Source organism: Bifidobacterium crudilactis (assembly GCF_000738005.1).
Lineage (GTDB): Bacteria > Actinomycetota > Actinomycetes > Actinomycetales > Bifidobacteriaceae > Bombiscardovia > Bombiscardovia crudilactis.
In genome coordinates this window covers 797,928-818,382 of the sequence record NZ_JHAL01000002.1, presented here as the reverse complement: position 1 = coordinate 818,382, position 20,455 = coordinate 797,928, and the positions used below count along the sequence as shown (strand labels likewise).

Annotated in this window: 14 protein-coding genes and 1 pseudogene; 11 read left to right on the top strand and 4 right to left on the bottom strand. The window is 58.8% G+C overall.

The window, feature by feature from the left end; all coding sequences use genetic code 11:
- Position 1 precedes the first annotated feature (1 nt).
- The 9 genes and pseudogenes from metF to pyrE all read left to right on the top strand — a co-directional run bounded on the left by metF (position 2) and on the right by pyrE (position 10,740).
- Positions 2-847: a methylenetetrahydrofolate reductase [NAD(P)H] gene (gene metF / locus DB51_RS05750; protein ID WP_034252468.1), complete on the top strand. Its 846-nt coding sequence runs from the start codon at positions 2-4 to the stop codon at positions 845-847.
- Between the two features lie 135 nt (positions 848-982).
- Positions 983-4,075 carry a bifunctional [glutamine synthetase] adenylyltransferase/[glutamine synthetase]-adenylyl-L-tyrosine phosphorylase gene (locus DB51_RS05745; protein ID WP_034253945.1) on the top strand — a complete coding sequence of 1,031 codons (3,093 nt, stop codon included), beginning with the start codon at positions 983-985 and terminating at the stop codon, positions 4,073-4,075.
- Positions 4,076-4,274: 199 nt separating this feature from the next.
- Complete coding sequence (pyrB, locus tag DB51_RS05740; protein WP_034253942.1) at positions 4,275-5,255, top strand: aspartate carbamoyltransferase; 981 nt, start codon at positions 4,275-4,277, stop codon at positions 5,253-5,255.
- Positions 5,255-5,674, top strand: coding sequence for an aspartate carbamoyltransferase regulatory subunit (locus tag DB51_RS05735; protein WP_034252466.1), 420 nt, complete (start codon positions 5,255-5,257; stop codon positions 5,672-5,674). The genes pyrB and DB51_RS05735 overlap by 1 nt, the downstream gene beginning before the upstream one ends.
- Positions 5,655-7,247 (top strand): dihydroorotase, encoded by a 1,593-nt coding sequence (locus DB51_RS05730; RefSeq protein ID WP_432762348.1) that lies wholly within the window; start codon positions 5,655-5,657, stop codon positions 7,245-7,247. Before DB51_RS05735 ends, DB51_RS05730 begins: the two co-directional genes overlap by 20 nt.
- A gap of 2 nt (positions 7,248-7,249) precedes the next feature.
- Positions 7,250-8,227, top strand: a complete 978-nt coding sequence (gene pyrF, locus DB51_RS05725) for an orotidine-5'-phosphate decarboxylase (RefSeq protein WP_034253939.1) — start codon at positions 7,250-7,252, stop codon at positions 8,225-8,227.
- Positions 8,224-9,033 carry a dihydroorotate dehydrogenase electron transfer subunit gene (locus tag DB51_RS05720; RefSeq protein WP_051867320.1) on the top strand — a complete coding sequence of 270 codons (810 nt, stop codon included), beginning with the start codon at positions 8,224-8,226 and terminating at the stop codon, positions 9,031-9,033. Before pyrF ends, DB51_RS05720 begins: the two co-directional genes overlap by 4 nt.
- A pseudogene (locus DB51_RS10035) lies at positions 9,021-10,027 on the top strand (dihydroorotate dehydrogenase). Before DB51_RS05720 ends, DB51_RS10035 begins: the two are co-directional and overlap by 13 nt.
- On the top strand, positions 10,021-10,740 hold the full coding sequence (pyrE, locus tag DB51_RS05710) for an orotate phosphoribosyltransferase (protein WP_034252460.1): 720 nt from the start codon (positions 10,021-10,023) through the stop codon (positions 10,738-10,740). The pseudogene DB51_RS10035 and the gene pyrE overlap by 7 nt, the downstream one beginning before the upstream one ends.
- Before the next feature lie 220 nt (positions 10,741-10,960).
- On the opposite strand, the gene DB51_RS05705 is transcribed toward pyrE, so the two are convergent.
- The 4 genes from DB51_RS05705 to DB51_RS05690 form a co-directional block, all read right to left on the bottom strand.
- Entirely contained in the window at positions 10,961-11,884 is a 924-nt protein-coding gene (locus DB51_RS05705) for a LysR family transcriptional regulator (protein WP_034252457.1), read from the bottom strand.
- Between the two features lie 106 nt (positions 11,885-11,990).
- The gene (locus tag DB51_RS05700) at positions 11,991-12,818 is read right to left on the bottom strand and encodes a 2,3-bisphosphoglycerate-dependent phosphoglycerate mutase (RefSeq protein WP_051867319.1); all 828 of its coding nucleotides are present in this window, start codon (positions 12,816-12,818) and stop codon (positions 11,991-11,993) included.
- A 39-nt stretch (positions 12,819-12,857) separates the two neighbouring features.
- A complete protein-coding gene (locus tag DB51_RS05695) occupies positions 12,858-14,774 on the bottom strand; it encodes a bifunctional ADP-dependent NAD(P)H-hydrate dehydratase/NAD(P)H-hydrate epimerase (RefSeq protein ID WP_051867318.1) in 1,917 nt (638 codons plus the stop codon).
- A gap of 273 nt (positions 14,775-15,047) precedes the next feature.
- Entirely contained in the window at positions 15,048-16,649 is a 1,602-nt protein-coding gene (locus DB51_RS05690) for an ABC-F family ATP-binding cassette domain-containing protein (protein ID WP_034252454.1), read from the bottom strand.
- 176 nt (positions 16,650-16,825) lie between these two features.
- On the opposite strand from DB51_RS05690, the gene DB51_RS05685 reads away from it, so the two are divergent.
- Together DB51_RS05685 and uvrA are read left to right on the top strand one after the other, a co-directional pair.
- On the top strand, positions 16,826-17,197 hold the full coding sequence (locus DB51_RS05685; RefSeq protein WP_034253928.1) for a metallopeptidase family protein: 372 nt from the start codon (positions 16,826-16,828) through the stop codon (positions 17,195-17,197).
- A gap of 309 nt (positions 17,198-17,506) precedes the next feature.
- A complete protein-coding gene (uvrA, locus tag DB51_RS05680) occupies positions 17,507-20,401 on the top strand; it encodes an excinuclease ABC subunit UvrA (protein ID WP_084674580.1) in 2,895 nt (964 codons plus the stop codon).
- Positions 20,402-20,455 lie beyond the last annotated feature (54 nt).

Here is a 20,455-nt window from a genome sequence, read left to right as displayed (position 1 = left end):
CTTGCATTCGACAACTTTTTCCCTGGAGGTGTTCCCGCCCAAACGGGACACTCCGGTGGGAACCATCTATGACACCTTGGACGGATTGCAGGGGGTAAACCCCGATTTCATTTCGGTTACCTTCGGAACCGGCAAGGAGACCGACAGGACGATCACCGCCAGAATCGCCCATACGATCAAAGAGGAATACTCCATTCCCGCCGTCGCACATCTGACGGCTCTGTATGCCGATCAGGCAGACATCGACGAAGAGCTCGAACTTTTCGAAAAAGCCGGGGTTTCCGCGGTTCTGGCGCTTGGCGGCAATGTGCTGCCCGACAGGGAACCGGCGCGGGTGTTTCACTATGCGAGCGACCTGGTCAGATACATACGCCAGCATAAACCGGATATGGAGGTGTTCGCGGCCTGCTATCCGGAGTGCCACCCTGCGGCCAAAAATATGGACGAGGACATCGAACATCTGAAAATCAAGGTCGATGCCGGGGCCGACCGCCTCATTTCGCAGCTGTTCTTCGACAATGCGGATTTCCTGCGTTTCATCGACAAGGCGAGGTGCGCGGGTGTCTCCGTGCCGATTGAGGCCGGCATCATGCCGGTGACCAGCGCAGCGCAGATCAAAAGAATGGTGTCGATGTGCGGTTCCAGAATCCCACCCAGGTTGGAGAAGATTCTCGACAAGTGGGGCGGTGACCGTGATGCCCTGCGCGAGGCCGGCATCATCTACGCCTCGGAACAGATCAGCGACCTGATTGCGGACGGTGTTGACGGCATTCACCTGTACACCATGAACCACGCGGGAACAACTCGCAGAATCTGGCAGAATACGCAGTTCCTGCTGGAACATTAATACATCTCGATGATCTCGGCCCTGCACTCGGCTCGCCTCGAGCACCGCTCGCAGAGTGGGTAAGTGGCGGGTTATGACGGTCGTCCATCCGAGCGACTCGTGGATGTCCGTCGGCTCGTGGTCTACATTGGTACCATGACCGATGATTCACTCCCACTGAGCGCCCATGCTCTGATACAGGCCGGATTCCAGAATATCGACGAGGCTCGTCGGCGTTGCGAACTGCTCCGCAAAGCAGGACTGAACGAGACATGTCTTCAGGCCTTGCTGCGGTCCCTGGCCAGTGTATGCGATCCTGATGTGGCGCTGCAGAATCTGCTGCTCATCACCGATGCCGTTCATCATCAGGGTATCCGCATGCACGAACTCCTTCCGGATGCCTCGGCATGGGCGACGCTGGTATCCGTTCTGGGTGCTTCGGAGGCCGTAGGCGTCCTGATGCGCACCAGACCGGAGCTGGTCAGGCAGGCCGCCCGACCCGTGAGTCTGCCGAGCAGCGAGCAGTTGCATAGGAAGCTGATGCAGGCGGTCGAGGCGACCGACGCTGAACCCATGCCCGTTTCAGCATTGTCCTTGAGTGAAGGAACCTCGAATCTGCGCGCAGAATATCTTCGTCAGCTGATGTCCATCATGGCCTTCGATACCTGTTCGCCCGACCCCATAGCAGTGCAGCCAAGAGTCAGCAAGGCCCTGTCCGATCTGGCGTCCGCATCCCTGGATGCGGCGCTGGCGGTGGCTCGTCAGGAACTTCCGGAGGCTCGGGAGTGCCGATTCGCCGTTATCGGGATGGGCAAGCTCGGCGCCCGTGAATTGAATTACGTGTCCGACGTGGATCTCATCTACGTTGTGGAATGCCGGCAACCCTCCGGTGACCATCAGCGGCTGATTCGCTTGGGAAGCAAACTGGCCACACTGATGCAGAAAATCTGCCAATCGGTGATAGCGGGCGTGAACGAGCCCGCATTATGGCAGATTGACACCGCCCTGCGCCCCGAAGGCAAGGACGGACCGTTGGTCCGGACCCTTGAATCTCATAAGGATTATTACGAGCACTGGGCGCAGAACTGGGAGTTCCAGGCATTGCTCAAGGCGAGGCCCGTGGCAGGTGATGCGGCATTGGGCAGTGAGTACAGGGCCATGGCCCAGGAGTTCGTGTGGAAGGCCTCACAGCGCGATAATTTCGTGTATGACTGCCAGCAGATGCGCAAAAGGGTGGAGCAACTCATACCGGCCCAGCTGAAGGACAGGGAGATCAAACTCGGCAAAGGAGGACTCAGAGATGTGGAGTTCACCGTCCAGATGCTGCAGCTGGTCCACGGGCGCACCGACGAATCACTTCGGACTTCCTCCACATTGGAGTCCCTGCAGGCGTTGGCCGACGGCGGGTATGTGTCAAGAACGCAGGCAAGCCGTCTGAGCAGGGATTACAGCTTCGAACGAGTTCTTGAACACCGGCAGCAGATGTGGTCGCTCAAACGCACGCACCTGTTCCCTGATCTGGCGGAAGGCAATATCGGCGGCATCGAACGCAAACGAGAACTGAACCGCGAGTCGCTGGACGCCAATCCTGAATTGCGCAGATTGGCCAGAAGCTTCGGTTACCACGCCGATGAGCTGGTCGAAGCTTTCGACGCCACCCGTCGGGAAGTCAGGAATCTTCATCAGGACATCTATTACCGGCCGATGCTGCCCATCAACGCCCAACTCGAAGAGGACGAGATCAGTCTGAGCCCTGAAGCTGCGATGGTCCGCTTTGCCTCAATCGGCTTCCAGGACCCGCAAAGTGCGATGAGACACGTTCAGGTGTTGACCTCGGGATTGTCCCGAGCTGCGAAAATCAACAAGATTCTGCTTCCGGCCGTGCTCCAATGGCTCGGTGAAGGGCAGAATCCCGACATGGGACTGCTTGGGTGGAGGACTCTCGAGGAGCGTTTCGGCTCCGGCAACAACTACCTCGGATTCCTTCGAGACTCGCCTTCGGCGGCCCAGCGGCTGTGTCACATCCTGGCCAATTCGCGCTTTCTGATGGATGCGTTGAGCAAATCCGCGGAATCGGTCACCTGGCTTGGCGACGATGCGAAACTCGGTACGAGAAGTCTTGAGAGTCTGCGCACGCAGACCCATTCCGCGCAGATGCGTTTCGCCGACCGCAAACAGGACTTCGCCACTTCGATACGGGCCATGCGCAGACATGAGATCGAACGCATCGGTCTTGGGTGGATGAGCGGAACATTGAACGAACACGAATGCCTTGAAGGCATGACCAATGTGGTCGACGCCATTCTCGATTCGGTGTTGTCCTGGTCGATACAGCATGTCATGAAGGCTCTCGGCGCGAATGAACCGTCAGCGGACATCTGCCTGATCGCCATGGGGCGCTATGGAGGTTCCGAAGTGAACTTCAGCTCCGATGCCGACGTCATCGCCATATACAGGCCACGGTCGGGGTGCGACGATACCAGCGCGAACGCCTTCGCCAGAGCGGTCATCGAAATCACGAGGGCCGTGACCGGGGGGCCGCTGACCGTGGAACCCAAAATCGACTTGGATATGGATCTTCGGCCGGAAGGCAAGAACGGACCGCTGGTCAGGTCCTTCGACTCCTACCGTGAGTATTACTCCGGCTGGTCCAGCGTTTGGGAGCATCAGGCGCTGCTTCGGGCCAGATATGCCGCCGGCGATAAGTCGCTGGCCGAGGATTTCCTCAGAGACATCGCCGACCCGGTACGCTATCCGCGTTCGGAAATCAGCCAATCCGAGCTGAGTGAAATTCGCAGGCTGAAGGCGCGTATGGAGGCGGAACGTCTGCCGAGAGGAGTCCGAAGGGACCGTCACCTGAAACTCGGCAAGGGAGGGCTTTCCGATGTGGAGTGGACGGTCCAGCTGCTGCAACTCCAGCATGCCGGCATGGTTGAGGAACTGCACACCACGCAAACTCTGCCCGCCCTGCATGCGCTCACCGATCTGGGCTTCATCGCCGAAGACGATGCCGCCACGCTGGAGGAGGGCTGGAAGGTGTGCACCAACGCCCGCAACGGCAATTATCTGTGGTCGGGACGGGCGAAGCAGGCAGACATCCTTCCCGATGATTCCTATTCGCTTGGGGGCATAGCCATATACCTAGGGCGAGAGGCCCACCGTGGGCAATTGTTCGAAAACGACATCCTGTCGTCCATGCGCCGCTGCCGTGAGGTGATGGAGCGCCTGTTCTACGGTACCGGACAGTGACACACCGTAATCCCAAGCATCACGGGTCTCGAATCATGCCATTCCCGTTCGGTCCGACAACGCTGTCTTGCCTCCAGCGTAAATTCGACTAGGTCACGTGAAGGTGGCCACCTTGACACAAGCGAAAGGTGAGCCTTTGTCCGAACAGCAACAGCAAGAACGCATTTCGGAGTCCGACGGAGACAAGGTTTCCGGCGGTATTTCCGAGACTTCCTCACTAGTGGGTCGCAGCGTCGTCACGCTGGATGACATCACCACTGCACAAATACAAGATCTACTGCTGAAAGCACGATATATCGACACCCACCGTGCTCAGGTGTCTCATACCTGCGACGGCAGAATACTCGCTACGCTTTTCTACGAACCGAGCACACGGACCCGGCTGAGCTTCGAAACCGCGATGCTTCGGCTCGGAGGGAACGTCATCGGCTTCGCAGGAGCGCAGCTTTCCAGCGTTTCAAAGGGCGAGTCCATAGGGGACACATTGAAGACCGTCTCCAACTATGTCGACGTGGTGGCCATCAGGCATCCGAAGGAGGGCGCCGCATTGGTCGCCTCACAGGCTGCATCGGTTCCGGTCATCAACGCCGGTGACGGCGGCCACATGCATCCGACGCAGACCCTGGCCGATCTGGCAACGCTGAAGTCACGTTTCGGGCGAGTCACTGACCTCACCGTCGGACTATGCGGCGACCTGACCTTCGGTCGCACCGTGCACTCGCTCATCGAGACCCTGTGCAGATTCGGCAACGTGCATTTCGTGCTGGTCAGCCCCGAAGAACTCAAAACGCCGCAATATGTGCTGGACCGCATCGACGAGACGGCAAGCTGCTCGTATACCGAAGTCAAGGACCTCGTGTCCGTCATCGGCGATCTTGACGTGCTGTACATGACCAGGGTGCAGAAGGAGCGCTTCTTCAACGAGGACGACTACCTGCGACTGCGGGATACCTACATCCTTGATGCTGAAAAGCTCAAGCTCTCCAAGCCGAGCATGGCTGTACTGCATCCCCTGCCACGCGTCAACGAAATAGCCGTGGATGTCGACAAGGACCCGAGGGCGGCATATTTCGAGCAGGTTCGCAACGGCATGCTGATGCGCATGGCTTTGGAAAGCACCCTGGTGGGTGATGAACTCCCAGGCTATGCGGCTTGGGCGAACAAGGAGGAGCTGGTCTGATGGAAGTCACTAGCATCAACAACGGCATCATCATCGACCACGTACCGGCCGGAACCGCCCTGACCGTCCTGCAATATCTGCACATCGACCCGGCCACGGCAAAGCTTGCGCTGATCATGAACGCCGATAGCCGCCGCTATGGCTGCAAGGACATCATCAAAATCGAGGACGAGCAGGACGTCGACCTCGATGTGCTTGGTTTTGTGGCGCGTCAGGCAACGGTTGACATCGTCAGAGGCGGCAGCATCGTCGCCAAGCATCAGCCGAATCTGCCGGAACATCTTGTCGATGTGATTTCCTGCGTGAACCCGCGCTGTGTGACCACCACTGAGCCCGGCATCAGCCAGCGATTCCATCTTGCCCATAGTGAGCGCCACGAATATCGTTGCGATTACTGCGATGAGGAAGCGAAACTCTGATATGGCCGGCAAGGCGAGCATCATCCTGCAACACCTCACACTTTGGGATACCGGCGAGCATATCAGTGTGAGGCTGCCACTTGCCTCACTCGCTACGGATACGCGGAAAGCCGCCACTGAAGATGCCTCTGGACCGGCGCTGCTGGATGACGATGGTGCGCTCCGCGCCGCAATCCAGTCGGCAACACGGTCCATGGCGGCAGGCAAAGCAGTCGACGTGGTGGTGGATTGCTCCGCATACACCCTGGCTCCGGGCTTATGCGACCCGCACGTGCACTTCCGCGACCCCGGGCAGACACAGAAGGAGAGCATGACCTCCGGCTGTGCCGCAGCGGCGAGCGGGGGATATACCAACGTGCTGATTATGCCGAATACCGTACCCGCGTTGGACGGCAGGAGACTTCACCCGGGTATGGACGGGGCACAGGATGTGCTCGATGCCGGATTCGACTCCGTCGTCGACTATCTGCAGCATTATGCGGAATTCAGCGGCGAGTCACTGCCCGTGCGCTACGAATTGTGCGTGGCTGCCTCAACGGGTCGTGAAGGACAGGTGGCCAGCCGTCTGCAGGATTGGGAGCCGTATCTGCGTAATGGCGGTTCCGATGGCAATCAATCCACGGAAACACATCCGATTGTGGCCATCAGCGATGACGGTGCGGCCATCACGGACGGCATTCTGGATGAGGTCGCCGCCAATGCGCGGCAGGCGGGCATTCCCGTCGTCGACCACTGCGAGCATCACGACAGCGGTGTTATCAATGACGGCAGGATTTCCCGCAAACTTGGCGTACCTGGAATTCCTGCCTCCACCGAACTCACCATCGTCCAGAGGGATATCGCTCTGGCGCGCAGGACAGGGCAGCATGTGCATTTGCAGCATGTCAGCACCGCCGCTGCATTCGAGGCGATTCGGCAGGCCAAACGTGACGGGCTGCAGGTAAGTTGCGAAACGGCACCCCATTACCTGGCCTTGTGCGACGAGGATGTGCTCGAGCATGGCACCTTGGCGAAGATGAACCCACCGTTGCGAAGCGCCGCCGACCGGGAGGCGACCATCGAGGCGGTGCGTGACCGTACGGTGGATATGCTCGCCACCGACCACGCTCCCCACACGGTCTGTGAGAAGGCGCAGTCCTTGTTGGACGCGCCGAACGGGATTATCGGACTGGAAACCGCTTACGGCGTGTGCCACCACGTGTTGGTCGACGGCGGATATATCGACGACCGTAGGTTGATAGAGCTGATGTCCGTCGCTCCCGCACGGCTGATGGGCGAAGACACGGCAGATGTCGACTCGCTGTTGACGGTCGGGGAGTCCACGGACTCCTCGCGAGTTCTGGATCTGCGCCAGGGCAACGCGCGGCTCGCCTCTGAACTCAGTATTCTCGCACCCGGGGAACGTTGGACAATCGACCCTGAGCAATTCCATTCGCGTGCACGCAACACACCCTTCGCGTCGTGGACGGTTACCGGGCGTCCTATGGCGACGCTGATAGCGTCGTCCTTCGCGTTCTCACGTATCCCGGCTTCACGTATCAGCACCAGAAACAGCATCGAAAGCGAGTCATGAGTTTGGACGGATTGATTGAAGCGATCTCCGCAACGGGGAATCCCAGCGTGGTCGGCCTGGACCCGACGCCGGCCTTGCTGCCATCACAATTCCTGGGGAACGAAGCATATCAAGTGGGTGACGGTCAGCCGGAATCCGCAGATTCCGCAGCGAGGCTGGCGGAGGCCTATCTCAGATTCAACGAAGCCGTAATGCAGGGCATACAGGGCATCGTTCCGGCGGTGAAACCCCAGATCGCCATGTACGAGGCCTTGGGCGCGGCGGGTATCCAAGCGTATATCGCGACCTGCTCACTGGCTCAGGGCATGGGGTTCTACGTACTCGGCGATATCAAGCGGGGTGACATCGGTTCGACAGCGGCGGCGTATGCGGGTCATCTCAGCGGAATCGCAGGAGTGTCCGAGTCGTCCCCCTGGCATGAGGATGGCATCACGGTGAACCCCTATCTTGGCTCGGACGGCATCCTTCCTTTCGTCGATGCCGCCAACAAACGCGACAAAGACGTGTTCGTGCTGGTTCGCACATCCAATCCCTCGAGCGATGAAATCCAGGAGCTTGCCTTGACCGACGGACGCAAGGTCTACGAGTGCGTTGCAGATCTGGTGAGCTCCTGGGGTGATGACAGCATCGCCGCACACGGATACTCGCGAGTCGGAGCAGTGGTGGGGGCGACTCACCCGAAGGCGGGGCAGGCCCTGCGCCGACGAATGCCGCACACCTTCTTCCTGATACCCGGATTCGGCGCACAAGGCGGCTCCGCAGATGATGTGGCCGCGATGTTCGATGTTCACGGCTCCGGTGCCGTCGTGAATTCCTCGCGAGGCATCATCGGATCGTGGCGGAAGAGCCCTGAATACGACACGACGCTGACAGCCGAGGATGCCTTCACGCTTGTGTCCAGGTCCTCACGCGAGGCCGCCCTTTCCATGAAAGAGGCCTTGCGCCATGCCTTGTCCGCACAAGGAAAGGACAGAACATGACGAAGGTCGATGAGCCTGATGGCGGCTTGCGCACCGCATTCCTCAAACCCAGACATAGCGCCGCGATACTCCGTGTGGAGCATCTGACGCCTACAATCACCCGTTTGGTGATTCAGGATTCATACGTCGCGACTCACGCCGCAGCGGGGCAGTTCGTCAATCTCTACACCCAGGACAGCGCCCGTATGATGCCGCGTCCCTTCGGTGTGGCCGGAATCGAGGACGATACCTTCAGTGTGATATTTGCCACCGTCGGCTCCGGCACCAGAGATTTCTCTCTGCTTGAGGCGGGCGATCGCATAGACGTGCTTGGGCCCTTGGGACATGGCTTCGATCTGTCAGGAGAGCGCACTGTTCTGTTGGTGGGCGGCGGTCTGGGCATACCTCCGCTGCTGTACGCGGCACAGCAGATACACGATTCCCCGGCGGCACAGGGAGCTGTGGCGCTGTTCGGCTATAGAGACACGCGTTTTGCCGATGCCTTCGCCGCCGAACTGTGCGACAAGGTGCTCAGCATCGACGAAAGGGAAGGGAATGTCATCACCTTGCTGAACAGGGTGATTGACTCCGACCCGCAGAACGCCGAAGCATTCAGCATCCTCTCCTGTGGTCCGCATCCGATGATGAAGGCGGTGGCCCAGTGGGCATCGACCCGTGGCATACCCGCTCAGCTGAGTCTCGAAGCGCGTATGGGATGCGGATTCGGTACCTGCGTGGTGTGCGTGCAGGATACCGTGGACGGACGAAAGAAGGTCTGTCTGGACGGGCCGGTCTTCACGGCGGAGAATCTGGGATGGGCGGTATGAACACCATGACGACGACGCAGCAACAGGAGCATCGCACAGCCCGGACCGGCCTCACGTGTGAGGATTGCCTGGACGCGACTACGCAACGCCGCTGGCGGCATTCCACCGTCGTGGCGGGCGTCCCCTGGAAGAATCCGGTGGGAACCGCTTCGGGCACCTTCAATCTGGCGGCCTGCGGCCCCTACTACGACGTATCGCAGATGGGTGCGATCAGCACCAAGGGAGTCTCTCCGGTGCCTTGGGAGGGCAATCCCACACCGCGTACCGCCGAAACACCTTGTGGCACGGTGAATGCGGTAGGTCTGCAGAATCCCGGCGTGGACCACTACCTGCACGACGAGTTACCCAAGCTCAAGGCCTTGGGCGCTACCGTCGTCACCAACGTGGCTGGTCACAGTGATGACGATTACGCCGAAGTCGTGGCGAAGCTGGCAGACAGCCCGGCGGATATGCTTGAAATCAATGTCAGCTGTCCCAACGTCTCGCACGGGGGCATGTCGGTCGGCACCGACCCTCTGGCCCTCTTCCGGCTGATAAGCAGACTGCGCGAATTAAGCGACAAGCCGATGGTCGTGAAGCTTTCTCCCAATGTCACGGATATCGTGGCCATCGCGAGAGCCTGCGTCGATGCCGGTGCTGATGCTCTGAGCCTCATCAACACGCTGGTCGGGATGCGTTTGGACATCACGACCGGCAAGCCGATTCTGGCGAATGCCACCGGCGGGGTGTCCGGACCGTGCATACTGCCCATCGCCTTGTCGTTCGTATGGCGAGTCCGTCAGGCCCTGCCTGATATCCCCATCATCGGCATCGGCGGCATCAGTCGGGGCGAGGATGCGTTGGAATTTCTGTATGCAGGGGCGAATGCCGTTGAGGTGGGAGCGGCGGCGTTGTTCGACCCGTTGCGCCGCTGCGCATCGCTACGGAACTCGAGTCATTGCTGGACAGCAGACCGCAGCTCGCGGCGAAGCTCATGGAAGGAAAAACATGGTAGAGGTGGCATCACCACAGGACACATCGTTGCAACATCGCTTCACGCAGTTTCTGCTGCAGTCAGGTGCCTTGCGCTTCGGCGATTTCACGTTGAAATCCGGGAGGCAATCGCCGTACTTCATCAATGCCGGTGCCTTCGACAACGGTGCGAAGATAGCGCTGCTGGGGGAGTTCTACGCCACCGTCGTCCAGAACGCCATCGCCGATGGCCTGTTCCCGAAACGCATCGACACCGTGTTCGGACCGGCATACAAAGGTATTCCTCTTGCCGTGTCCACGGCGATAGCCTTGACGAGCGCTCACGACTTTCCCATCGGATACACCTTCGACCGCAAGGAGAAGAAGGACCATGGCGACGGCGGTTCCTTCGTCGGAACGGCCCTGCGCGACGGTATGAACGTGGTGATGGTCGACGACGTGATGACGGCGGGAACCGCAGTGCGTGAATCCATCCCCAAGCTCAAGGCCGAAGCGAATATCAACGTGGTGGGTCTGGTGCTGTCGGTCGACCGCATGGAACGTTCCGGTGACGGCGACATCTCGGCAGTGCAGGCGGTTGAGGACGAATTCGGATTCCCCGTACTGAGCATCGCCAACATACGTGAGATTTTCGATGCGGCATCACATATCACCGCTTCGGATGGCAAGACAATCCTCACCAGTGAGGTGCAGGCGCAAGCCGAACGCTATCTGGATACCTACGGTTCGCGCTGAAGCACGCGTGATGCGTATGGCGCCCTGGAATTTTCTCGGATGAACGATTGTGTAGGGATTCCTGAGTATCTCGGGGTAGAAACATCTCATAATTGGCGGAACAGCGGTAATCAGAACTCGCGCGAAAGAACGGCTGCAAAATACTCCCTACACAAACGGCATCGCCGTATCTCCGTAACGTCATCCAAGTGACGCGATGGTGGTACGGCGATGGTCGACGCTATTCGATGATGTTGTATCCGTGGTCGGCGACGACGCTTTTGAGCTTGTCGAGATACAGTCCTGCAGCTGCCGAAATCTTCGCGCGTTCGTTGGTAATCCATCCGAGCAGCATCGACTCGTCGGAGTCCAAGGGTACGGTCACGATTTTCTCGGTGTTGAGGTCCTCGTTGTCTATCCCCGTGCACACCGTGTACCCGTTGAGTCCGACGATGAAGTTGAGGATGGTCGCTCTGTCCGTCACATTGATTTGCTTGGGGGAGTACTCCGGCCACACGGCTTCCTCCGCGAAGTAGAAACTGCCCTCGTCGCCCTGCTCGTATTGGATGAAGGGATATGGTTCCAGGTCCTTCATGGTGATTTTCTTCTTCATCGCCAAAGGGTTGTTGCGTGAGAGGAACACATGCAGTCCTGCGCGGAAGAGCGGGTGGAACTCGAGATGTTTCTCGCGAAGTAGTTTGCCGATGACATCCTTGTTGAAATCGGACAGGTAGATGATGCCGACCTCCGATTGCATGTTCGCGACCTGATTGATGATGTCTCTGGTGCGCGTCTCCCGTATAGTGAATTCGTATTCGTCGGATTTGGTCGAATTAATCATTTCCACGAAGGCTTCGACGGCGAACATGTAATGCTGTGTCGAAACGCGGCAGAGCTGCTTGCGCGGTTTGGCGTTCTTGTAGCGCTCTTCGAGCAGAGCCGACTGGTCGAGCACCTGACGCGCATAGGTGAGGAATTCAGCGCCGTCAACGGTCAGTGCGATACCCTGAGACGAGCGGGTGAAAATCTCGATACCCAATTCGTTCTCCAGCTCTTTGACGGAGGAGCTCAGAGCAGGCTGTGAAACATAGAGTTCGTGGGATGCCTCGTTCATCGAACCGCATTCCACGATTTTGACGATGTATTTCAATTGCAGCAGTGTCATACATTGAATTTATACCAGAGGATATACACACGAAACTCGCTTATACCCCTGTGCGCACGGATTCGGGTGTCGGCATGCCATGACCGTCAGTGCGATGGTCGGGGTGTCACGGTCTTGTCTCGGGTGAAGGCAGTGGTGCGGTCGCCGCTCCCAGGGCGCTGGTTTCAGCGATGCCCTGTTGCGCCGCTTCCGGGTCCAGGTATCGTCCGGCCCCGTCCGCACGGATTGTTCCATCCGAGGCAATAGAGAAGTCGAACAGCATGGGGACTCCGGTGGGGATATTGACCGAAGCGATATCGGCATCGCTGATTCCCTCCAGATGTTTGACCAGCGAGCGCACCACGGAGCCGTGGGTCACCACCAGAACGGTGTTGCCATGCGACAGTTGAGCAACGATGCGTGCGCGCCACAGCGGTTCAAGACGCTGCCAGACGTCCTGCAGGCATTCACTGCGGATCTCCGCGGGATTCAAGGCGTCAAGGCCGTCCGCGAATCGAGCGGAATACCGATCGTCGCTTCCCTGGAAGTACGGTGATGCGGAGTCGATGTCAGGTGGTCTGACATCGTATGAGCGACGATACATGTTGAATCGCTCTTCCCCGTAGCGTTCCCTCATTGCGGGCCTGGTTTGGCCCTGAAACGCTCCGTAATGACGTTCGTTCAAGCGCCAGCTGCGTTCCACCGGAATCCAGAGCCTATCTATGCCGTCCAGCACGATATCGGCGGTGTGTATCGAACGGCGCAGCACCGAGGTAAACAGGACATCGGGTTTCAGCCCGGCGTCGGACAGCAGCGCCGACGCATGGCGTGCCTGTTCCTCGCCCCTGGGAGTGAGGGGAACATCGGCCCAACCGGCAAAACGGTTGATGCGTTTATCGGTCCATGTGCTTTCGCCATGCCGCATGACGATTAATGTGGCTGTGGTCGGTGTCATCTTCGGCTTCTCTCCTTGTCATGTGGCGGAACCGCTGGGCTATAGCGTCGCTTCTTCCGGTACGGGGTCGTCGTAGAGGCTGAGCAGCAAGGCGTAGGCCTCGGGTATGGCCGTAATCAAATCGCCGGCGGTAATCGGATGCCCGAGCGACGGACCATCGCCGGCGCTGACTGCCTGAACACGCTTGTCGAAATCATCGGTGAAGGCCTGCAGATCCTCCGCGTCGGCCATCACCGGCAAAGACCAGCCCGACTGCGCGGAAGCGCTTGCCACGGCCGCGGTCAAAGCATGGACATAGGCTCCTGCAGCTACATAGTCGGTCAGCAGTTCGGGATGTTTCTCGATGGTATCGGCATTCTGCGCCAGCATCGCACCGAGCACACCAGCCAGAACATCCCCTGCTCCGGCGGTCGACAGCCATGCGGGAGCACGCCCGACGGTCATCAGCCTTGGCTCTGCCGAACCGTCATCGCCGACAATCACCGTGACGGCGCCTTTGAGCAGTACGGTCGCTCCGGTGAGCCGGCACGCCTTCGTGGCCCAGCGCACGGCCTCGTCGCTTACGCCCGAAGCGTCCACATCCTCGCCCAAGGATTGCAGGAGGCGGGCCAGTTCACCGGCGTGAGGCGTGATCACCACGGAGGGGAGCACATGGCGGGGGAGGTAGGGCAACGCTCCTGCATCAACAACGATAGGAGGCAAGGACGGGGTATCCGTGTTACCTGTGCCCTCGACGCCGGTATCATCGTTTTCCTCGCGGGGATGGCCAAGTGTGACGGCATCGGCGGCATAGCACTGCAACAGTTCCTTGATGTGGCGAATCTGCTCGGCATCCTCGTCCCCGAGTGTTCCGTGGGCGCCGGGTTTCGCTTCCGCCGGGACTCCGGAACCAACAACCCAGGACTGGACCCTGCCCTGTTCGAACACCACTTCCGGAGCCGACTGCAGTATATGTTCCTGAACACGCTCGGGACCGATGTATCTGACCATGCCTACGTTCCCACGCGATGCGGCAAGCGTGGAGAGCATACCGGCTCCCGGATAGCTTCCGGACCCAGTGACGAGTCCTACCACGCGACGGGTGTATTTCGAATCCCCAAGTTGCGGAAGTCTCAGGGATTGAGCGCATTTCCTCGCGGACATGACTTCCGCGACGGGTGTTTCCTGCTCGGTGTCGAAGTCGAAATCCGCGAGAACCAGCTGCCCACAGGCATATGCCGCAGGTGGCAGCACCTGACAGGCTTTCAAGGCGCCGAAGGTCACCGTGACATCGGCAGGAATATAGGGTCCCGGCAAGGTGCCGTCATCGACACCGATACCTGACGGGGCGTCGACGGCGAGAACCATATGGGATTGCGCGATATGTGCCCCTGGAGGGAAGGCCGGACGGGAAGGAACCCTACCGGATTCTCCGAGAGCCGCGGCGATGCGAGCTGCAATGCCGCGCAGGCTTCCCTGCACTCCGATGCCGGTCATCGCGTCGATGATGAGATCCGCCTGCTGAAGGGTCTCGTATGCTTCGCTCATATGCGCGAGCTGCTCCTCGGTGCTTTCAGGAAGCGTGCATCCGGGAATCTGCGCGTCCCCGTCCAGGACCAGAATCGTCGCATCACTGTGCAGCACCTGGTCCAGAGCGCCCGAGTGCAGGGATTTTCCAACGGCGATGACATCGACATGGGCACCGGACCGGGCGAGTGCGGCGGCCGCGTACACGCCGTCTCCTCCGTTGTTTCCCGCACCAGCCAGCACGGCGATGCGGCTGTCCGAGAACGCGATGCCCGACTGGGCAATCATCCGTTCGGCTGTGCAGGCGACCAGCGAAGCCGCATGACGCATCAACGGAACCCCGGCTTCGAGCATGGGCTCTTCAAAAGCCCGAATCGATGCAGTCGAGAAGGCCTCCGTCAGAAACCCCTCGATGTCCTGAGCATCATCATCAACAAGCGAGGACAGCATATGGCGACCCCCTTCATCGGCATCGTATCTGCGTTCTTCATGAGCGCACGGTACTTATCTACTGTACCCGTGAAGTCTTGGGCGAGGCATCTGTCGTTTGTGTAGGGATTTCCGCGGACAAGGCTGGTATGCGCTATGCGACATGCCGGAAAACCGCCATTCTGCTGGCGTCATAGACTTTAGTTACTCGCCAATCCCTACACAAACGGGTAACAGCGGTGCAAATGGGCCAGTTTGGCGCAGATGTCCGCGTGCAACCGCCGAAAAAACGCCTTACTCCTCAGCCACCAACTCAAGATAGCCGTCGTTCCAGAGATCCTCGTCTCCGTCAGGCATCAGCAATACGCGTTCAGGATTCAATGCAAGCACCGCGCCCTCATCGTGGGTGACCAGCACTATCGCTCCTTCGTATTTGGAGATGGCTTTGAGAATCTCGTCACGGCTGGCGGGGTCGAGGTTGTTGGTGGGCTCGTCCAGCAGCAGGACGTTCGCCCTGCTCGTGACCAGAGTCGCCAGGGCCAGTCTGGTCTTTTCGCCACCGGAGAGTACCGAGGTCGGTTTCATCGCGTCGTCTCCGGAGAACAGGAAGGAACCGAGTATCGAACGTGCCTGAGTGTCTTCGAGGTTGGGGGCAACCTGTTGGAGATTCTCCAGAACGCTGACATTGTTGTCCAAGGTGTCGTGCTCCTGGGCGAAGTAACCGATTTTCGCGCCGTGACCGAATTCGACCTCGCCGGTGTCAGGCTTGTCAATGCCTGCCAGCAGACGCAGCGTAGTGGTTTTTCCGGCACCGTTATATCCGAGTATCACCACACGAGAACCTTTGTCGATGGCCAGGTTGATGCCTGCAAAGACGATATTGGAGCCGAATGCCTTGGATATGTCCTTGGCCATAATGGGCGTGCGCCCGCAAGGTGCGGGTTCCGGGAAGCGCAGATCGGCGACCTTCTCGGCTCTCTGTGCATCTTCGGTGTTCTCCAGCAGACGTTCGGCGCGTCGCATCATGTTCTGGGCCGCGACGGCCTTCGTGGCTTTGGCATGGAGCCGAATACCCTGCTTCATCAGACGGTCGGCCTTCTTCTCGGCCACCTCGCGTTCGCGCCGACGGCGTTCCTCGTCGACGACTCGCTGACGCAGATATGCCTTCCACCCCAAGGCATACATGTCGATGGCTCCGCGTTGCGCGTCCAGATGCCATACTTTGTTGACGGTTTCGTCAAGCAGTTCCGTCGAGTGGGAGATGACCAGGAATCCGCCTTCGAAGCGCTTGAGGTACTGTTTCAGCCATTCGATGGAATCCGCATCCAAATGGTTGGTGGGCTCGTCGAGAATCATCGTGTCGGCATCCGAGAAGAGGATTCGCGCCAACTCGATGCGTCGCCGCTGACCGCCCGAGAGGGTGCCGAGCTCACGATTGAGCACTTCCTGGTCCAGACCGAGGCTTTCACCCATCTTGATGGCTTCGGACTGGGCGGAATACCCTCCGGCATTCTCGAAATCCTGTTGCGCCTTGTCATAGCGACGCATGGCCTTTTCCATGATGTCAGGGTCCGGGTTGGTCATATCCTGTTCCGACTTGCGAATCCTGGTGATAATCGATGCGATATCCCGTGCGCTCATCACACGGTCGATGGCGGTCTGGTGAGGGTCTGCCACATGCGTGGATTGCGGGAGATACCCCAGTTTCCCCGATACCCTGACCTTGCCGTCGGAGGGGAGCATATCTCCGGTGATGACCCTGGTCAACGTGGTTTTGCCGGCTCCGTTGCGGCCGACCAGACCTATGCGGTCGCCTTTGGAAACATGAAAATCGGTGGGGGACAGCAGCACGCGGGCTCCTATACGAATTTCCAGCCCCTGCGCTTCAATAGCCATGCCTCTACCGTCTTCCTGTTCTTGCTTGTTGTGGAATGAAAAAATACCCAATCGCTCATCATAGCGAATGGGTGGATATAAGCGGCGACTCCCGCGGCACCGATATTCGCGTATCCTTGCATGAACAGGCCACGTGGGATATCACTGTCCTCGTGCACGCTCAGGGGGTGTTGGCGATGGAGATGACCGACGAGGCATTCGAATCAGCGGTTCATGACGCGCTGGCCAGCCTTCCCGAACGTTTTCTCAAGGTGCTCGACAACATCGTCATCACGGTCGCCGAAGAGGCCGACGACCGGCAGCTTCGTGAGCATCCTGTCAATGGTTCCGAGGAGCTCCTGGGATTGTATGAGGGCATTCCCTTGCCAAGGCGCAGTTGGGGATATGCGGGAGCGTTACCCGATGTGATCACGATTTTCAAAGGTCCGCATCTGCGCATATGCAGTACGCAGCTTCAACTGGTCAAGCAGATTCGCAGTACGGTGCTGCACGAGATAGGTCATTATTTCGGTTTCGATGACGCCTATCTCCATGCTCATGGGTACTGAGTACCTGGTCGCAGCGCTTGCGGCTGTGGGTTTGCGATGCGCCATCCGTATGTCCGACAGCTCGGTCTGCCCGTAATGTTGAGGCGTAGGAGCGAACTGTTGAGTTCACTTTTCTGAGAGCGCATATTTCGAACACCTGTTCGAATGCACACGCGAATTGCGTTATGATATTCGGAGTTCGTTTGACTGTGCGACCGTAATGGCCGCGCGTCGTGGGAAAACGCCATTCAGTGTCGCGAGAATCGGAAGATAGTGGATCAGACAGCAACAGTGCAGAAATTTTCAGAGCCGTCCCTACAGCACCCGCATATGGTGTCCGGCAAGGAATCGCTTATCGCCGATCTCGGGGATGTGGCGAATGACCGGAAGATAGTCGTGCAGGGGGCCAGAGAGCACAATCTCAAGAATGTGGATCTTGCCTTTCCTCGTAACGAGATGGTGGTGTTCACCGGCCTGTCCGGATCGGGAAAATCCTCGCTGGCATTCGACACGCTCTTCGCCGAGGGTCAACGGCGCTATGTCGAATCTCTTTCGGCATATGCCAGGCAGTTCCTTGGTCAGATGGACAAGCCAGATGTGGATTTCATCGAGGGTCTGAGCCCCGCCGTGTCCATCGACCAGAAAACGACGAACCGCAATCCCCGCTCGACGGTGGGGACCATCACCGAAATCTACGACTATCTCAGGTTGCTGTTCGCCAGAACCGGTGTGCCTCATTGCCCGGTGTGCGGAGAACTGGTCACCGCCCAGACGCCCCAGCAGATCGTCGATGCCTTGCTTGGCAGCAAGGAGGGCACCAGATTCCAGCTTCTTGCCCCGGTGGTGACTGGTCGCAAAGGGGAATTCGTCGAACTCATCGAAACCTTGCGCTCGGATGGCTATTCCAGAGCGGTGATCGACGGGAAGATGCTTCAGCTTTCCGATGACATCAAGCTGGGCAAGCAGAAAAAACACACGATAGAAGTGGTCATCGATCGCCTGGTGATCAAAGAGGGTATTCGACAGCGTCTTACGGATTCCGTGGAAACCGCATTGAAACTGGCACACGGAACGGTAATCGCCGATTTCGTCGACCTCGACGCAAAGGACGCGAACCGCCGTCAACCCTTTTCCGAGCACCGAAGCTGCCCGAACGGGCATGCGCTGGAACTGGACGAGGTCGAACCCCGCACCTTCTCCTTCAACGCCCCCTATGGTGCATGCCCGGCGTGCACCGGACTCGGCTTCAGCCTCGAGATAGATCCCGAACTGGTAGTGCCCGACCCCGATAAATCCCTGTCCGAAGGGGCCATCGAACCCTGGGGCGGAACCAAAAGCACCTCGGAGTATTACGAGCATCTGCTCGATGCCCTGGCAGATGAACTTGGATTCTCGATGAAGACACCGTGGAAGAAGCTCCCTGAGAATGTGCGCCACGCCGTGCTCTACGGTCACAATTTCAAGGTGAACGTCTCGTATCGGAACCGATGGGGAAGGCTGCGAGAGTACTCCACGGGCTTTGAAGGCGTCATTCACACCTTGATGCGGCGACATGACGAAACCGATTCGGACCAGATGCGGCAATATTACGAGTCGTACATGCGTGAGATTCCTTGCCAGACCTGCAAGGGGAAACGTCTGAAACCCGAAGTGCTGGCAGTCACCGTAGCCGACGATTCCATAGCGGATGTCTGCGATATGCCCATTGCGAAGAGCTTGGATTGGGTGGGTCAGCTGCATCTTGACGGTGCGGCGGCCAAAATCGCCGGAGAGGTGCTCAAAGAGATTCGCGCGAGACTTGGTTTTCTCAATGACGTAGGGCTCGACTATCTGACACTGTCGCGTGCCGCGGCCACCTTGTCCGGTGGGGAAGCCCAACGCATCCGCTTGGCCACGCAGATAGGTTCGGGCCTGGTGGGCGTGATGTATGTCCTCGATGAACCCTCCATAGGTCTTCACCAGCGTGACAACGAGCGCCTGATTCAGACCCTTCATCATCTGCGCGATCTCGGCAACACCCTCATCGTCGTCGAACACGACGAGGAGACCATTATGGAGGCCGATTGGGTGGTGGATATCGGTCCGGGTGCCGGCGAACATGGCGGCAAGGTGATGTTCTCGGGACTTGCCAAGGACCTCGTCAACGCGCCAGGCTCCATAACCGGCGACTACATTGCCGGAAGGCGAAGCATCGAGACACCGAAACGGCGTCGAAAAGTGCGCAAGACGAAGCAGCTGACCGTTGTGGGTGCGCGAGAGAACAATCTCAAGAATCTCACCGTGCATATTCCCCTGAACGTACTCACGGTTGTTTCAGGCGTGTCCGGTTCGGGCAAATCCACCTTAATCAACGCGATTCTGTACCCTGTTCTTGCCGACCGGCTTAACGGCGCACGAATAGTGCCCGGAAAGCACACGAGGGTCGACGGGGTGCAGCAGCTGCGCAAGGTGATTCACGTCGATCAGAACCCCATCGGTCGTACACCAAGGTCGAATCCCGCCACCTATACCGGAGTGTGGGACAAGATTCGCCAGTTGTTCGCCAAAACACCTGAGGCGCAGGTGCGTGGATACGGACCGGGTAGGTTCTCCTTCAACGTCAAAGGCGGCAGATGCGAGGCATGCCACGGTGACGGCACACTCAAGATCGAGATGAACTTCCTGCCGGACGTGTACGTCGACTGCGAGGTATGTCACGGCAAACGCTACAACCGCGAGACCCTGGAGATCACTTACAACGGCAAGACCGTCGCCGACGTTCTGGATATGCCCATCGAGGAGGCGGCTGATTTCTTCTCCGCGTACCCGTCGATAGCACGATATCTGCGAACCCTGGTTGATGTGGGTCTTGGATATATCCGTTTGGGTCAGCCCGCGCCTACCTTGTCCGGAGGCGAGTCGCAGCGTGTGAAGCTGGCCACCGAGCTGCAGAAACGTTCCGACGGCACGACCGCTTATATCCTCGACGAACCGACCACGGGACTGCACTTCGAGGATGTCTGCAAACTGCTGAAGGTCCTGCAGGGGCTGGTGGACAAAGGCAATACCGTAATCGTCATCGAGCACAATCTGGATGTCATCAAAAGCGCAGATTGGATAATCGACCTAGGACCTGAAGGCGGCGACAAGGGAGGCACCATCGTGGCCGAGGGAACGCCGGAGGTGATTGCACGCGAAAAATCCAGTTGGACCGGACGCTTCCTCGCACAGACCTTGAAGGGTTGAGCGTATAGGGTTCCGTGCACATAGGATGGACCACATCCTGCGGGCAGCGCCAAC

Bases quoted from the DNA above. Each gene is read 5' to 3' on its own strand.
- DB51_RS05745 (WP_034253945.1), top strand. From the start codon at position 983: ATGACCGATGATTCACTCCCACTGAGCGCCCATGCTCTGATACAGGCC.
- DB51_RS05735 (WP_034252466.1), top strand. From the start codon at position 5,255: ATGGAAGTCACTAGCATCAACAACGGCATCATCATCGACCACGTACCG.
- DB51_RS05730 (WP_432762348.1), top strand. From the start codon at position 5,655: ATGAGGAAGCGAAACTCTGATATGGCCGGCAAGGCGAGCATCATCCTG.
- DB51_RS05720 (WP_051867320.1), top strand. From the start codon at position 8,224: ATGACGAAGGTCGATGAGCCTGATGGCGGCTTGCGCACCGCATTCCTC.
- pyrE (WP_034252460.1), top strand. From the start codon at position 10,021: ATGGTAGAGGTGGCATCACCACAGGACACATCGTTGCAACATCGCTTC.
- DB51_RS05705 (WP_034252457.1), bottom strand. From the start codon at position 11,884: ATGACACTGCTGCAATTGAAATACATCGTCAAAATCGTGGAATGCGGT.
- DB51_RS05700 (WP_051867319.1), bottom strand. From the start codon at position 12,818: ATGACACCGACCACAGCCACATTAATCGTCATGCGGCATGGCGAAAGC.
- DB51_RS05695 (WP_051867318.1), bottom strand. From the start codon at position 14,774: ATGCTGTCCTCGCTTGTTGATGATGATGCTCAGGACATCGAGGGGTTT.
- DB51_RS05690 (WP_034252454.1), bottom strand. From the start codon at position 16,649: ATGGCTATTGAAGCGCAGGGGCTGGAAATTCGTATAGGAGCCCGCGTG.
- DB51_RS05685 (WP_034253928.1), top strand. From the start codon at position 16,826: ATGGAGATGACCGACGAGGCATTCGAATCAGCGGTTCATGACGCGCTG.
- uvrA (WP_084674580.1), top strand. From the start codon at position 17,507: ATGGTGTCCGGCAAGGAATCGCTTATCGCCGATCTCGGGGATGTGGCG.